Origin of the sequence: Oleiagrimonas citrea, from assembly GCF_012395255.1 — a bacterium.
Classification (GTDB): Bacteria; Pseudomonadota; Gammaproteobacteria; order Xanthomonadales; family Rhodanobacteraceae; genus Oleiagrimonas; species Oleiagrimonas citrea.
In genome coordinates this window covers 487,217-501,003 of the sequence record NZ_JAAZQD010000004.1, presented here as the reverse complement: position 1 = coordinate 501,003, position 13,787 = coordinate 487,217, and the positions used below count along the sequence as shown (strand labels likewise).

Sequence of the window (13,787 nt, the reverse complement as noted above, 5' to 3'; positions counted from 1 at the left end):
GCGTCGCCGGGATTCAGGCCGGCGACGACCGCTCGTACATCTGCCAGGCGGTCACACCGAGCGCCAGCACCGCGATGCCGAGCAGCACGCCGCCCAGGTCGGTGCGTTCGGTCACCCACATCACACCGCCCAGCCCGGAGGTCAGCGCCACACCCACGCCGAGCGCGGCCAGCGGCGCGCCTCGCCGGGACGGAGACATGCCGTGCAGCAGGACATACGCACCGACCGTGGCGACCACCAGCGAGAGCACGCGCCAGAGCCACGGCAGCCACGGCTGCGGCGGCATGTCCGGCTGCAGATCCATCACCTCGCGCTGTCCCACCTGCAATTCGAAGCCCGGGTTGTCCTCGACGCCCTCCGCCGGCACCAGAACGCCATCGCGATTACGCGCAATCACGGTCACCTCCTGCAACGGTGCACTGCGCCAGCTCACGCGCAGATCGCCGAGCTGGGGTGAGTTCGGATCCTCGCTGGTCATCAGCGTGTCGTTCACCACCCGGAAGCTGGCAGCCATGTTCGGGCGAAGCGTTCCGAAATCGGGCGCGTAGTCCGTGCGTCCCGGCATCGCAGCGACGATTGCTGGACTCAGCGTGAAACCACCCAGTCGCACTTCACCGGCCAGGTAGCGCGCGCCGCCGAACGGCAACGCGGAAGGATTCTCGTGTCGCGCGCGTTCCCTGAAGATGTTCGAATTGACCGGATGATCGACCCACTGCAACTCGTAGCTGGCGCTGCCGCCGTAGTCGATCTCGCGCCACTGGAACATTTCGGTCACGCGCCACAGGATCGGCACGTCCGCGCGAATGCCGAACTGCTTGTCGACCGCCGGCTTGACCACGCGCGGCGTACCGGCGACCCGCACCATGTCGCCGTCATTGGCTGCTGTCGGACCGCTGCGCGTGGCATCGACCACGACGCCGCCGTGCCGCGCCGCGGCTGTGCGGTAGGTCATCACGCTGCTCTCGTTGCTGGCGAGCATGGCCATCGCCAGCAGCAGCAGCAGACTGCCGCCCAGCAGCTTCCACATGGCCGTTCCCCTTTCCTGCATCATCGAAGCGTCTGCCTGCCCGGAGCCTCCGGTCTTCCGATCACCATACCTCGCCGACCAGACGCTCGCGAGCGTCCGTGCACACAAAGCGGCCGCGCTCGTCACGATCCACGCTGGCCATGGCGCAAGCGTGGTCATGCGTGAAGTACAGACGCACGCCGCGTGCCAGCATGTCCTCGAGGAACGCACGCTTCTCGTCGATCACGCATTCCGGATAGCGGTCGTAGCCCATGCTGATCGGCACGTGCACCCAGGCTCGCCCCGGAATCAGATCGGCACAGAACACCAGCCCGCCGTTGTCCGCCACGACCTCGGCCAGCATCAGGCCTGGGGTGTGACCCTGCGAATAGTGGAAGCGCACGGACTCACCCAGGCACTTGGAATACTCTCCTTCGACGAGTTCCAGGCGTCCGCTCTGCTCAAGCAGTCCGGGCAGTTCGGGGATGAACGAGGCGCGATCGCGCGGATGCGGATGGCAGGCCCGCTTCCAGTGCTCGGCGCCGACCAGGAAGGTCGCGTTGGGAAACAGCAGCTCCGGCTCGTGGCCTTCCCGCCACGGCGCGAGTAGACCGCCGGCATGGTCGAAATGCAGGTGTGACAGAACCACCGCATCGATATCCTCGTGGCGGACCCCAGCCTCTTCCAGCGACTGCAGCAGCACGTGCTCGGACTCGACCACACCGTAGCGTTCACGAAGCTTCGGTTCGAAGAACGCGCCGATGCCCGTTTCGAAGAGCACGGTCCGCCCGTTCAGATCCTTCACCAGCAAACAGCGGCAGGCCAGCGGGATGCGATTGTGTTCATCCGCCTCGACCCAGCGCGTCCACAACGCCTTGGGCGCGTTGCCGAACATCGCGCCACCGTCGAGTTTCTGGGAATTGCCTTCGATCGACCAGAGCTGCATGAAAAGCCTCGAAAATTGCCGTGTGAACCACGAGGCCTGCAGCGGCGAGTCCGGATCGCGTCAGTCGTCGGACTTGCGCATCAGCGCCTCGTATTTGAGCTGCAACTGATCGGTCGTCTCGACGTGGTCGGGATCCTTGGGGATGCACTCGACCGGACAGACTTCGACGCACTGCGGCTCGTCGAAATGACCCACGCACTCCGTGCACAGGTCGGGATTGATCTGGTAGTACTCCTCGCCCAGCGAAATCGCATTGTTCGGACAGACCGGCTCGCACACATCGCAGTTGATGCAGGTGTCGAGGATTTTCAGTGCCATGGGATCTCGTCGGAGCGGATGCCGTCGGCGCCGCGGAGGCGAATCCGCCGCGGCGCCGGGGCATGGAACTTACATCTGCGCGAAACGGAAGGTCGCGCCGGTCGGCTTGATGACTTCGGCCACACGCTGCTCGTCGGCCTGATCGCCGATGAACACCACGATGACCTTGTCCAGCGAACCCGCCTTGGTGTCCTGGAACGCGGAGATCATCAGATCAGCGGTCTTGGACGAGTCAGGACCGGCGAAAGCCATCAGATTGCCCGGCAGGACGCCACGGGCCAGCGTGTCGCTGACGTTGTCCAGCTGACGCTGACGCTCGGCGGTGTCGTTGTCGTCATCGGAGGGCGACACGTAGTACACGTACGGACGATCGCCCGTCATGCCCTTCATGTTGTCGCCGCTCTGCAGCACCTGCACCAGATAGGCCTGCCACGCGGACTTGTTGCTCATGTCCGTCGGGCGGGTCAGCTTGGCTGCCTGCTGGGTCTGCTGCCCTTCATCGCTTTTCTTGCCACAGGCCGTCAGGCCCAGCGTACCGGCCAGGGCCAGCATTGCGATGATTGCCAGTTTGCGCATTGTCGTCACCTTGGATTGTCGAACACAGTGGGCAAGCATAGCGCGACTGTTCAGCTCGCGGTATGCCAACGCGCCCGCATGGCCTTCTGCACCGAAGGATGCACGAAGCCGCTCACATCGCCGCCCAACCGCGCGATCTCGCGCACCAGCGACGAGGAAATGAAGCTGTATTGCTCCGCGGGCGTCAGGAACAGGGTCTCGGCCTGCGGAATCAGATGGCGATTCATGCTCGCCAACTGGAACTCGTACTCGAAGTCCGACACCGCGCGCAGACCGCGCAGAATCACCCCCGCGCCGATTTCCTTCACGAAGTGCGCGAGCAGTGTGTCGAACCCGCGCACTTCGACATTGGGCAGGTCCGCCAGCGCCTCGCGCGCCAGCCCGATCCGCTCCTCCAGGTTGAAACTCGGCCCCTTGGTGTGGCTGTCGGCCACAGCCACCACGACACGATCAAACAGCGGCGCGGCACGCGCGACCAGATCGGCGTGGCCGTTGGTGATCGGATCGAAAGTACCCGGATACACGGCCACGCGGGCCGCGGCGGGATCGGTTTTGGCAGTCATCGGATGCACCTTGCGGCGCGCGGCCGCGTTGGCGTGAGGTTGATCGACGGCGCGGCGCGGGCGGCTGCCGTACGGCTCTTTTCAGTCTAACGGATCGGCTGCAGCGCGGCGATAAAGCGCATGCCGCACCTGCCCGGCGCAACGCTCACGGTGCAATTGCCAATTCGCCGGCAGCGCGGGCATCTGCTCCACGGGGGACTCGACATGGATCAGCGCATTGCGGGCCAGCCAGCCTCCCGCCTCCAGCTGCCGCGCCGCATCGTCCCACAGCGCCTGTGCGAACGGCGGATCGAGGAACACGATGTCGAACGGCGAGGCCGTACCGCGCAGGTAATCGAAGGCATCGGCACCCCGCACGTCGCCCTTGTCCTGGTTCAACCGTTGCAGATTGGCCTGCAACGCCCGCGCGGCGGCGGCGTCGCGCTCGACGAACGTCACCGCACGCGCGCCGCGCGACAGCGCCTCCATGCCCAGCGCACCCGTGCCCGCGAACAGGTCCAGGCAACGCGCGCCGGCAATGAACGGCTGCAGCCAATTGAACAGGGTCTCGCGCACGCGGCCCGGCGTGGGCCGCAGACCCGGCGCATCCGCCACGCGCAGCACCGAGCCGCGCAGCGAACCGCCGATGATGCGCACCTGCCCGGCCGCAGCGCCTTTCGCACGCTTCATGCAGCGTCTCCTTGCCGGTGCGCGGCGCCGCCGCGCTCAGCTCTGGTGTGGGTTGCGGGTGATACCATGATGGCCTGAATTGTCCTCATTTCCGCGCCTCATGCTCAAGTTCTGGAAAAAGAAAAACGACCCCACCGCCCCCAAGCGCGAGGCCGCACAAGACGATGTCGACGCCAATGCGCCGCAGAACGCCGATGCGCCTGCGGAATCTGTAGCGCCGGAACCCACGCGCGAAGCGCCATCCGCCGCGCCGGAAGAAATCGCCGCGCCGGAGGAAAAAGCACCGCGCAGCTGGCGCGAGCGGCTCGGCGGCAGCGGCATCGCCCGCGGCCTGGGCGGTCTGTTCAAGCGCAACCCGCAACTCGACGATGCGCTGCTGGACGAACTCGAGACCATCCTCATCACGTCCGATGTCGGCGTCACCGCCAGCACGACGCTGGTCGAGTCGCTGCGCCAGCGCGTGCGCAAGCGCGAATTCGCCGACGCCGCAGCCCTGCGCAATGCGCTGCGCGAGGCGCTGATCGAACAGCTCCGCCCCGTGCAGCAGTCGCTCGACGTCACCACGCACACGCCGTTCGTGATGCTGGTAGTCGGCGTCAACGGCGTCGGCAAGACCACCACCATCGGCAAGCTCACCCACCATCATCTGGCCGCCGGCCGCAAGGTGATGCTGGCCGCCGGTGACACCTTCCGCGCCGCCGCCGTCGAGCAGCTCAAGACCTGGGGCGAACGCAACCAGGTGCCGGTCGTGGCGCAGGGCCAGGGCGCGGATTCGGCCAGCGTGATCTTCGATGCTCTGCAAGGCGCGCAGTCGCGCAAAGCCGACCTGCTGATCGCCGACACCGCCGGGCGTCTGCACACCCAGGGCGGTCTGATGGACGAACTCGGCAAGATCGCCCGCGTGCTGAAGAAGCTCGACGCCGATGCGCCGAATGAGGTGCTGATGGTGATCGACGGCACCACCGGCCAGAACGCCGTCAGCCAGGTGCGCCAGTTCCACCAGGCCATCGGCGTCACCGGCCTGGTCGTGACCAAGCTCGATGGCACCGCGCGCGGCGGCGTGGTCTTCGCGCTGGCGCGCGAATTCGGCCTGCCGATCCGTTACGTCGGTCTCGGCGAGGGCATCGCTGACCTGCGTCCCTTCGACGCCGAAGCCTACGTGGACGGCCTGCTGCCCGTGGAAACGGACGCCTGACGCATGTCGCGGCGCCTGCGCATCACCCTGCTCTCGGTCGCCGGCGTCGCGCTGGCGCTGGTGCTGGCGGCGCTGGTACTCACCTACGTGATGCTGCGCCCGGCACGCTTCACCGAAACGCTGCGCAGCGCGGCTCGCAATGCCGGCCTCGAACTGACCCTCACCGCGCCCGCGCGCCCCACACTGTGGCCGCGTCCGGGCGTCCAGTTGCAGGGACTGCAGGTCTTCGCCAAGAACCAGGCCGACCCGATCCTGATCGCCGATCACGGCCAGATCGTGGTGCCCTGGCGCGCCCTGTTCGGCGGCCCCACCGCCATCAACAAGCTGGAACTGGATTCGCCACGCCTGGATCTGGACCAACTGCAGTATGCCCTGAACGAGCTGCCGACCAAGAGCACCGGCCAGCCGAGTCTGCCCAGCATCGACGCAGGCGTTTCCATCCGCAACGGCACCCTGGTGCGCGACAACAGCGTGCTGCTGCAGGACGTCAGCCTGCAGACCGGCGCACTGTCCTCGGGGCGCACCTTTTCGCTGAATGCCTCGGGGCAATCGGCGTCGGGCAAGAATCTTCGCCTGACGCTGATGTTCACCCCACTCGAGACGGCGCGGGGCGCCATCGAACTGAAAGATCTGAAGCTGAGTGGATATGGCGGAAAGGATTCGCGCATCCAGCTCGCCGGCAACGCAACGTGGCTCGGCGGACCGAAGCTGGCCATCGCGCTGCATGGCGAGATGGCCGTCAAGGGCAGCGATAGCTACCGCATCGATGTCGGCTCCGATACTCCCGACGCCCGCCTCGGCGGCCGCCTGCACGTGAAACTCGAAGGGCCGCAGACATCGGCCGACCTGCACCTTTCGCCGCTGGAGCTGGCCGCGTGGTGGAAGCGCATCGCCGGCGACCATGCGCCGGGTCCGCTTCCGCCGCCGCCGATCGATGGCACCGTCGATGCCGATGCGCTGACGTTCGGTGACGTGCAGATCAAGGGACTCAAGCTGCGCTCCGGTTCGGCCCTCCCGGCCGCCGCGAGCAGCGCGGCGCAAGCTGAGCAGAACGAAGTCAAGTGACGCCGCTCGCCGAACCCCTCCTGGCCTGGTTCGACCGCCACGGCCGCCACGACCTGCCCTGGCAGCACCCGCGCAGCGCCTATCGTGTGTGGCTGTCGGAGATCATGCTGCAGCAGACCCGCGTGGAAACGGTCATCGACTATTTCCAGCGCTTCGTCACGCAACTGCCGACACTGGCGGATCTGGCGCGCGCGGACGAGGACGAGGTGCTCGCCCTGTGGTCGGGACTGGGCTACTACCGCCGCGCGCGCTTCCTGCATCGTGCCGCGCTTCAATGCATGCGTGAGCACGATGGCGAACTGCCGCGCGATTTCGATGCGCTGGCCGCCCTCCCCGGCATCGGCCGTTCCACCGCAGGCGCCATCCTGGCGCAGGCGCACGGGCTGCGTTTCCCGATCCTCGACGGCAACGTGAAACGCGTGCTCACCCGCCTGCACGGCATCCATGGCCATCCCGGCCAGCGCGTCGTGGAGAAGCAGCTCTGGACGCTGGCCGAGCAACACACGCCGCACGAGCGGCTGGCCGACTACACCCAGGCCATCATGGATCTCGGCGCCACCCTGTGCACACGCAGCCGCCCGCGCTGCGACGACTGTCCGCTGCAGTCACGCTGTGTCGCGCATGCCGAGGACCTGACCGACGCACTGCCGACGCCGAAGCCTTCTCGCGCCATCCCGACTCGACACACCCTCATGCTGCTGCTGAGAGATCATGAGCGACGCGTGCTGCTGCAACGCCGCGGCCCCGAAGGCGTGTGGTCCGGTCTGTGGAGTCTGCCCGAAGCCGAGAACGAGACCGACGCCCTGCAGAAAGCGAAGCGGCTCGCCGAAGTCGACGACGCGCAGACGCTGACGGCGTTCATCCATGTCTTCAGCCACTATCGCCTGGAAATCCGGCCGCTGCTGTTCGAGGCCGCGACAGCGGCCAAACGAATCGCCGATAATGACGACCTTCGCTGGTGCGATCCCACGCAGATCCAGACCCTCGGCCTGCCCGCACCTGTACGCAAACTCTTGAACGACACCTGGGAGTCCGACGCATGACACGCACCGTGCACTGCGCCAAGCTCGACACCGACGCCGAAGGGCTGGATTTCGCCCCCTGGCCCGGCCCACTGGGCAAGCGCGTCTATGAACAGATCTCGCGCCAGGCCTGGCAGCAGTGGATGGCGCACCAGACCATGCTCATCAACGAATACCGCCTGAATCCGCTCGACCCGGAAGCACGCAAGTTCCTGGAAACGCAGATGAAGAGCTTCCTGTTCGACGAGGGCGAAGTCGCCCGGCCGGAGGGCTACGTGCCGCCCGAAGCGGACTGATTCGCACGCATGGCTTGACGCGGCACCGCGCAATCGATTTAATACGCGGCTTCGCGCAGTGCCCAACGCAGCATGACGCGAGTCCAAAATCAGGCCGGGTAGCTCAGTTGGTAGAGCAGGGGATTGAAAATCCCCGTGTCGGCGGTTCGATTCCGTCCCCGGCCACCATGATTCGACGACCTGCCCCTCGGCAGGTCGTTTTTTTTTTGCGCAAACCCCGCTTCGCTCATCACCTATGCGGTGACCGCACGTCACGCGCAGAACGGCACCCACACCACACTGCTGCGCGCATGCATCCACCGACGGCGGTACATCCCCACCATGCGCCGGGCCGCATCGAGCGCCACCACATTCTGGGGCTCCTTTACACGCATGCCCCGCACGCATTCGCCTGAGGCGAGGACGGCATCGTGGCATGCAATGGCTCGGTTTCTTCAGCCTGACGATCTGCAGGGTGACTCCCATCGCGCAATACGTCGTACCCGGCAGCCCGGCCGACACCGTCACGATGCGGCACTCCATCGGCATGTAAAGCAGAAGGCCCGCCTCCAAGGAGACGGGCCCGGTTGGTTTTCCTGCCGACCGAGTCCCGCAGCGGAGCACGGGACCCGCTCAGGCAGCGATCACTGCGTACATTGGCTCTGGAACACGCAGGCGATCCATTCCGGATGATCGACGAACGGATTGCGGTTGCCCTGGTACGACTCGACCGTGTCGTTCTGCAGCCGCTCGTAGTCGGACACCGGGTCCTGCTGCGCCCACTGCAGCAGCACCGACAGCTTGCCCATGTAGGCCTTGCCGGTGGTATTGCCGCCGGTGGTGACGATCTTGGAGGTGTCGTCAGTCAGCACCAGATCCGGTTCGGCGTAGCCGGTATACGGATTGGTACCGCCTTCGAAGCGCACGTCCATGTACAGCAGCGCACGCGCCACATCGCCGCGCTTGCCCATCCAGACTTCCCAGATGATGCCGTCGGTCCAGTTCGAGTTGCCCGGATAGGTCCCGGTGCCGCCGCCGATGCCATCGTTGGCCACGGTCGGATACTCCGTGCACGACGCGCTGCAGGTGCCGTAGGGCTTGTTGCCGCGCGCGCTGTTGTCGGCGATGTTGGCGATCATCAGCATGTGCAGGTCGGTGTAGGCGTAGTTGTCCGAGCCGTCGTCCGGGAAACCGTAGGAATTGGGCCAGGTGTGCTCGCGGTTGTACTCGGTGTTGCCGCCGGTCTCCTTGGGCACGCTCTTGTTGGTGTACAGCTCGATGACATTATTGCTGTTCCACGGGTCCTGCTCGGCCGCGGCCATCACGTCCCAGGTGTCGGTGGTCGAGGCGGTGTACGGAATCTTGGTGACCTGCTCGATCAGCGTGTGCAGCGAGTTGCGCAGCGCCGTCGGACTGCTGGTGTCGACGTTGGCGTAGTAGCCGCTGCCGCCACCCGAACCGCCTCCGGTACCGCCGCCGCTGGGCGCCGTCCAGGTCGCCTCCAGCGTGACGTTGCTGTAGCTGTTGTAGCCGTACAGCTTCACGTAATACGTGCCGGCCTGCGTGGTCATGGTGCAGGTTTCGTTGTTGCCGGAGGTGTACGGACGGCAGTCGTAGCTGCTCAGCGTCGGTTCGGAACCGAGCTTCACGTACATGTCGGCATCGCCGGAGCCGCCGGACAGGGTGATGACCAGGTTGCTGGCGCCCGACGGGATGTCGACCGTGTAGGCCTGCGAGAACGCGCCCTGGCTGCCGGATATGCCGCTGACCGGAACACCGTTCTGCAGACTCGTGCCGCTGCCGCTTCCGCCCGTGCCGCCGCCGGAGGCGACGAAGGTCTCGCCCGGATTGCACTGACCGAAGCTGGACGTGTCCGGCGCCAGCCAGGTGAAGTCGCTGGCATAGGAACCGCTACCGGACAGCTGCAGCGACTGCCCCACCGGCGTGGCACTGCCTTCGCTGACACCGATGTCGGTGCTGGTCACGCCCGAGGCCGGCCCCGAGGTCGCGGTGAACGATCCCTCGTAGCTGAGGAACTGGCGCACGATGCCGCTGCCGTCGATGAGCGCGATGCCGTCGGGCGAGCCGTTCTGGATGCCCGGCGTCGACACCGTGGTCACGCCGTAGCCGCTGCACTGGTCGGACAGCGTGCCCGACAGCGTGTAGGTGGCGTAGCTGGAACCGTTGCTGCCGTTGTACAGCACCACCTGCCAACCGGACAGGTTGGTGCCCGCCGGACCGGCGATCTCGACCGCTTCGCCGGTGTCGGTGCCGCTGTTGTCGTAGTGGATTTCGTTGATGAAGGTCTGCGAGTCGGCAAACGCCGGCGCGATCCAGACCAGTGCGGCGATCATCGCCAGCACGCGAACGTATGAACGCATGTTGCTCCCCTCCCTGAATACAAGTCTTTTCAGACTAGCGGGCGAGATGCGTCATGCGTGTGACGGCAGGCGGTCGAAACTGTGACGCGATTCATGCCTGCGCGTACGGATGGGGAATTTCCGCACCGCAGGCCAACGCCGCATGGCACCGCACGTGCACGGATTCGGCAAAACGCGACGTGTCAGTCCGTCGCGTTCAGCACGTCGAGGAACTGCTCGCCGTAACGCTCCAGCTTGCGCGCGCCGACGCCGCTGATCGCCGCCAGCGCTTCGCGATCGCCGGGGCGTTCGCGCAGCATGGCGTACAGCGTGGCGTCGTGGAAAATCACATAGGCGGGCACGCCCTGCTCCTTTGCCAGTCGCGCGCGCGCATCGCGCAACGCATTCCACATCACTTCCTCATGTGGCGCGATATCCAGACTGCGGCGTTCGCCCGACACGCCCTTGCGGCTGGCGCGGCGCTGCGCACGATCCGGCTCGCGCCGCAGATGCAGCGCGCGCTCGCCGCGCAGCACCGGCTTGGCCTCGGTCGTCAGATGCAGCGTGCCGTAGCCCTCGGCATCGGGAGTCAGCAGTCCGTGCGCGACCAGTTGGCGGAACACGCCTCGCCACTGCCGCGCGTCGAGATCGGTGCCGATGCCGTGCACGTTGAGGTGGTCGTGCCCCTGCGCCTGAATCCGTTCGTTGTCCTTGCCCAGCAGCACATCGACCAGATAGCCCACACCATAACGCTGCCCGGTGCGGTAAACGCAGGAGAGCGCCTTCTGAGCCGCTTCGGTGGCGTCCCAGGTCGGCGGCGGATCGAGGCAGTTATCGCAGTTGCCGCAAGGCTGCTCCAGCGTCTCCCCGAAATAGCCCAGCAGCTGCTGCCGACGGCAGCGCGTGGTCTCGGCGAACGCCAGCAGCGCGTCGAGCTTGGCGCGCTCCAGGCGCTTGCGTTCGTCGCTGGCCTCCGAGCGCTGGATGAACTGGGCCAGCGTGACCAGATCGCCGAGCCCGTAGGCCATCCAGGCGTCGGCGGGCAGCCCGTCGCGGCCGGCGCGGCCCGTCTCCTGGTAGTAGCCCTCCAGGCTCTTGGGCAGGTCCAGGTGCGCGACGAAACGCACGTCCGGCTTGTCGATACCCATGCCGAAGGCGATGGTCGCGCACATCACGATGCCGTCCTCGCGCAGGAAACGCTGCTGGTGCGCCGCGCGCGTCTCGGCGTCCAGGCCGGCATGGTACGGCAGCGCGTTCACGCCCTGCCCCTGCAGCCATTCGGCGGTCTCCTCGACCTTGCGCCGGGACAGGCAGTACACGATGCCCGACTCGTCCTCGTGACCGGCCAGGAACGCCTTGAGCTGCGGGCGTGGCTGGTCCTTGTGCACGACGCGATAGCGGATGTTCGGACGATCAAAGCTGGAGACGAACTGCTCGGCGTCCTGCAGCGCCAGACGCTCGACGATCTCGCGCCGCGTCGGCGCATCCGCGGTCGCCGTCAGGGCGACCCGCGGCACGCCGGGGAAGCGCTCGTGCAGCACGGTGAGCTGCCGGTATTCCGGGCGAAAATCGTGGCCCCACTGCGAGACGCAGTGCGCCTCGTCGATGGCGAACAGCGACAGTTCCACGCACCCCAGAAGCTCCAGGAAACGCCCGGTGAGCAAGCGCTCGGGCGCCACGTACAGCAGCTTCAGACCATCACTGAGAAAACGCCGTTCGACCTCGGCCTGCGCCGCACCGTCGAGACTGGAATTGAGAAAGGCCGCCTCGACGCCGGCCTGGTTCAACGCTTCGACCTGGTCCTGCATCAACGCGATCAGCGGCGAAACAACGATGGCCGTGCCCGGGCGCAGCAGCGCCGGCAACTGGTAGCACAGCGATTTGCCGCCGCCGGTCGGCATCAGTACCAGCGCATCGCCGCCGTGCGTGACGCGGTCGATGATGGCCTCCTGCTGCCCGCGAAACGCGGTGTAGCCGAACACGCGGCGCAGGGTTTCCAGGGCTTCGATGGACGTCACAGCCGGAACGGAAGCGGCGACGGCGGAAGAGTCGGTCATGAATGCAGGGACATGGGAGTGGAAGTGGGGACGACGCGTGTCGCCACCCGGCGATGCTAGCAAAGCGCTCCGCCCGCACCCAGCGCGCAGATGCTTGCGACGCTGTGCGCACACGCCACGCAGGTCAGTCGGGGATACCCCACAATTCACGATCGAGGTCGTGGTCGAGACCGAATTCCTGCATGCGAATGCGCCCGTTCTGTACGACCACACCCTCGGCGCGCAGTCGCTCGGTCTGTTCGCGAAAGCCCCGGCTGCCCGGCTCGAAGGCGATGCGCCCGTCGGCCCGGAGCACGCGGAACCACGGCAATTTCATACCCTCCGTGCGATAGCCGAGTACCTTGCCGACCATGCGCGCGCGGCCCGGCAGACCAGCGCGGGCCGCGATCTGCCCATAGCTGGCCACGCGGCCGGGTGGGATCGCGGCCACGGCCTGCAGGATGCGTCGATATTCTTCCTTCATCGGCGCTACGCTACCATTGCCGACGAACTTCACGGGAATGCACGTCATGCAGCACTTCGAGGCCATCCGCTCGCAACTCGGCAGCCAGTATCCGTTGCGCCACAACGACCCGTACCTGATCAGCTTCGATGTCCGCCTTCCCGACGGCCGTCACCAGGGTATCTACCTGGCCGAGCTCGAGGACGAGCAGGAACGCAAGTACCTGCGCATCTCCACCCCCGTCGGCCCGCTGGTCGGCACCGACGCGCGCCGCTGCCTGCGCTTCAACTGGGCCCAGCGCGTGGGCTATCTCGCGGTCAGCGACCTCGACGGCTCGCCCTACATCCATCTGTGCGAGAACCGTCCCTACGACCTGCTGACCAAAGACGAGCTGGAAGGCCTGATCATCGAGCTTTCGACCCTGGGCGACCAGCTGGAGAAAGCCATTTCCAGCGAAAGCGACGCCTTCTGAGACCGCCCGCCGTACACCGTCGGTTCGAGCCGGCCACGGTCCCTGTGGGATAATCCGCGACCGAATTCGTTCACGGAGCACTTCATGTCCCAGCACACCGCGATCATCACCGGCGCCGGCGGCGCCATCGCCGGCCATGTCGTCGACGCCTTCGCCAAGGCCGGCTGGAAGCTCGGCCTGGTGGCCTACGACGAGGCCGAGAAGACGCGCCTGCAGCGCGACCACGGCGATGCGGTCACGGTGCAGATCGACCTCGTCGACGAAAACCGCGCCAACGAGGGCATGGCCGCGCTGGAGAAGGAGCTGGGCCACGTCGACGCCCTGCTCAACATCGCCGGCGGCTTCGACATGAGCGGCGCCACCGAAACCAGCCACCAGCAGCTCGAAGCGCAGCTGGACATCAACTTCCGCACCGCCTTCAACGCCACCCGCGCCGTGCTACCGGGCATGCTGAAGAAGGGCTCTGGCTTCATCCTTGGCGTGGGCGCGGACGCCGCGCTCGACGGCGGCGCCTCGAAGGGTCCGTACGCGGCGGCCAAAGCCGCGCTGATCGCATGGCTGAAGTCGGTGCACGCGGAAGTCGCGCCGCAGGGCGTCAACGTCGCCGTGATGTACCCGATGGGCGCCGTGGACACCGCCGGCAACCGCGGCGCGATGCCGGATGTCGACCCATCCTCCTGGATCGATCCGCGCGAACTGGCGGCGACGGCCCTGCATCTGGCCTCGCGCAGCCCGCGCGGCCGTATCCTCGAAGCGAAGGTCTACCCTCCGGCCGCCTGAAGCCGGACACACGCGACCTGCGAATCGGCGAGCCGGCCAAG

At 66.6% G+C, this 13,787-nt stretch carries 15 protein-coding genes and 1 tRNA gene; 7 read left to right on the top strand and 9 right to left on the bottom strand.

Annotated features, from left to right (window positions below; translation table 11 throughout):
* Positions 1-13: 13 nt before the first annotated feature.
* From HF690_RS12195 to rsmD, 6 genes are all read right to left on the bottom strand, one after another.
* Entirely contained in the window at positions 14-1,027 is a 1,014-nt protein-coding gene (locus tag HF690_RS12195) for a TMEM43 family protein (protein WP_168609619.1), read from the bottom strand.
* 61 nt (positions 1,028-1,088) lie between these two features.
* A complete protein-coding gene (locus HF690_RS12190) occupies positions 1,089-1,952 on the bottom strand; it encodes an MBL fold metallo-hydrolase (protein WP_113063553.1) in 864 nt (287 codons plus the stop codon).
* A 60-nt stretch (positions 1,953-2,012) separates the two neighbouring features.
* Positions 2,013-2,270, bottom strand: coding sequence for a YfhL family 4Fe-4S dicluster ferredoxin (locus HF690_RS12185; protein WP_113063554.1), 258 nt, complete (start codon positions 2,268-2,270; stop codon positions 2,013-2,015).
* Between the two features lie 69 nt (positions 2,271-2,339).
* Positions 2,340-2,846, bottom strand: coding sequence for a hypothetical protein (locus HF690_RS12180; RefSeq protein WP_113063555.1), 507 nt, complete (start codon positions 2,844-2,846; stop codon positions 2,340-2,342).
* A gap of 50 nt (positions 2,847-2,896) precedes the next feature.
* Positions 2,897-3,409, bottom strand: coding sequence for a pantetheine-phosphate adenylyltransferase (gene coaD / locus HF690_RS12175; protein WP_168609618.1), 513 nt, complete (start codon positions 3,407-3,409; stop codon positions 2,897-2,899).
* A gap of 81 nt (positions 3,410-3,490) precedes the next feature.
* Entirely contained in the window at positions 3,491-4,078 is a 588-nt protein-coding gene (rsmD, locus tag HF690_RS12170; protein ID WP_168609617.1) for a 16S rRNA (guanine(966)-N(2))-methyltransferase RsmD, read from the bottom strand.
* A 100-nt stretch (positions 4,079-4,178) separates the two neighbouring features.
* Between rsmD and ftsY the strand changes: the two genes are divergently transcribed.
* The 5 genes from ftsY to HF690_RS12145 all read left to right on the top strand — a co-directional run bounded on the left by ftsY (position 4,179) and on the right by HF690_RS12145 (position 7,824).
* The gene (gene ftsY, locus HF690_RS12165) at positions 4,179-5,273 is read left to right on the top strand and encodes a signal recognition particle-docking protein FtsY (protein ID WP_168609667.1); all 1,095 of its coding nucleotides are present in this window, start codon (positions 4,179-4,181) and stop codon (positions 5,271-5,273) included.
* Positions 5,274-5,276: 3 nt separating this feature from the next.
* Complete coding sequence (locus HF690_RS12160) at positions 5,277-6,338, top strand: AsmA family protein (RefSeq protein WP_168609616.1); 1,062 nt, start codon at positions 5,277-5,279, stop codon at positions 6,336-6,338.
* On the top strand, positions 6,335-7,381 hold the full coding sequence (gene mutY / locus HF690_RS12155) for an A/G-specific adenine glycosylase (RefSeq protein WP_168609615.1): 1,047 nt from the start codon (positions 6,335-6,337) through the stop codon (positions 7,379-7,381). The genes HF690_RS12160 and mutY overlap by 4 nt, the downstream gene beginning before the upstream one ends.
* Positions 7,378-7,656, top strand: coding sequence for an oxidative damage protection protein (locus HF690_RS12150; protein WP_168609614.1), 279 nt, complete (start codon positions 7,378-7,380; stop codon positions 7,654-7,656). Before mutY ends, HF690_RS12150 begins: the two co-directional genes overlap by 4 nt.
* A 92-nt stretch (positions 7,657-7,748) precedes the next feature.
* A tRNA-Phe gene (locus HF690_RS12145) sits at positions 7,749-7,824 on the top strand.
* 455 nt (positions 7,825-8,279) lie between these two features.
* Here the strand turns inward: HF690_RS12145 and HF690_RS12140 are convergent.
* The 3 genes from HF690_RS12140 to HF690_RS12130 all read right to left on the bottom strand — a co-directional run bounded on the left by HF690_RS12140 (position 8,280) and on the right by HF690_RS12130 (position 12,515).
* The gene (locus tag HF690_RS12140) at positions 8,280-10,016 is read right to left on the bottom strand and encodes an endonuclease (RefSeq protein ID WP_168609613.1); all 1,737 of its coding nucleotides are present in this window, start codon (positions 10,014-10,016) and stop codon (positions 8,280-8,282) included.
* A 182-nt stretch (positions 10,017-10,198) separates the two neighbouring features.
* Entirely contained in the window at positions 10,199-12,052 is a 1,854-nt protein-coding gene (recQ, locus tag HF690_RS12135) for a DNA helicase RecQ (protein WP_168609612.1), read from the bottom strand.
* Between the two features lie 124 nt (positions 12,053-12,176).
* Positions 12,177-12,515 (bottom strand): MGMT family protein, encoded by a 339-nt coding sequence (locus HF690_RS12130; protein WP_113063990.1) that lies wholly within the window; start codon positions 12,513-12,515, stop codon positions 12,177-12,179.
* Between the two features lie 46 nt (positions 12,516-12,561).
* Here HF690_RS12130 and HF690_RS12125 point away from each other — a divergent pair, with 46 nt between their 5' ends.
* Both HF690_RS12125 and HF690_RS12120 read left to right on the top strand, forming a co-directional pair.
* Positions 12,562-12,966: a hypothetical protein gene (locus tag HF690_RS12125; protein WP_113063991.1), complete on the top strand. Its 405-nt coding sequence runs from the start codon at positions 12,562-12,564 to the stop codon at positions 12,964-12,966.
* A gap of 84 nt (positions 12,967-13,050) precedes the next feature.
* Positions 13,051-13,746, top strand: a complete 696-nt coding sequence (locus HF690_RS12120) for an SDR family oxidoreductase (RefSeq protein WP_168609611.1) — start codon at positions 13,051-13,053, stop codon at positions 13,744-13,746.
* Positions 13,747-13,787 lie beyond the last annotated feature (41 nt).

What these genes read in the sequence shown, in the direction of transcription:
- HF690_RS12195 (WP_168609619.1), bottom strand. Translation starts at nt 1,027, where the DNA reads ATGTGGAAGCTGCTGGGCGGCAGTCTGCTGCTGCTGCTGGCGATGGCC.
- HF690_RS12190 (WP_113063553.1), bottom strand. Translation starts at nt 1,952, where the DNA reads ATGCAGCTCTGGTCGATCGAAGGCAATTCCCAGAAACTCGACGGTGGC.
- HF690_RS12185 (WP_113063554.1), bottom strand. Translation starts at nt 2,270, where the DNA reads ATGGCACTGAAAATCCTCGACACCTGCATCAACTGCGATGTGTGCGAG.
- HF690_RS12180 (WP_113063555.1), bottom strand. Translation starts at nt 2,846, where the DNA reads ATGCGCAAACTGGCAATCATCGCAATGCTGGCCCTGGCCGGTACGCTG.
- coaD (WP_168609618.1), bottom strand. Translation starts at nt 3,409, where the DNA reads ATGACTGCCAAAACCGATCCCGCCGCGGCCCGCGTGGCCGTGTATCCG.
- rsmD (WP_168609617.1), bottom strand. Translation starts at nt 4,078, where the DNA reads ATGAAGCGTGCGAAAGGCGCTGCGGCCGGGCAGGTGCGCATCATCGGC.
- ftsY (WP_168609667.1), top strand. Translation starts at nt 4,179, where the DNA reads ATGCTCAAGTTCTGGAAAAAGAAAAACGACCCCACCGCCCCCAAGCGC.
- HF690_RS12160 (WP_168609616.1), top strand. Translation starts at nt 5,277, where the DNA reads ATGTCGCGGCGCCTGCGCATCACCCTGCTCTCGGTCGCCGGCGTCGCG.
- HF690_RS12150 (WP_168609614.1), top strand. Translation starts at nt 7,378, where the DNA reads ATGACACGCACCGTGCACTGCGCCAAGCTCGACACCGACGCCGAAGGG.
- HF690_RS12140 (WP_168609613.1), bottom strand. Translation starts at nt 10,016, where the DNA reads ATGCGTTCATACGTTCGCGTGCTGGCGATGATCGCCGCACTGGTCTGG.
- recQ (WP_168609612.1), bottom strand. Translation starts at nt 12,052, where the DNA reads ATGACCGACTCTTCCGCCGTCGCCGCTTCCGTTCCGGCTGTGACGTCC.
- HF690_RS12130 (WP_113063990.1), bottom strand. Translation starts at nt 12,515, where the DNA reads ATGAAGGAAGAATATCGACGCATCCTGCAGGCCGTGGCCGCGATCCCA.
- HF690_RS12125 (WP_113063991.1), top strand. Translation starts at nt 12,562, where the DNA reads ATGCAGCACTTCGAGGCCATCCGCTCGCAACTCGGCAGCCAGTATCCG.
- HF690_RS12120 (WP_168609611.1), top strand. Translation starts at nt 13,051, where the DNA reads ATGTCCCAGCACACCGCGATCATCACCGGCGCCGGCGGCGCCATCGCC.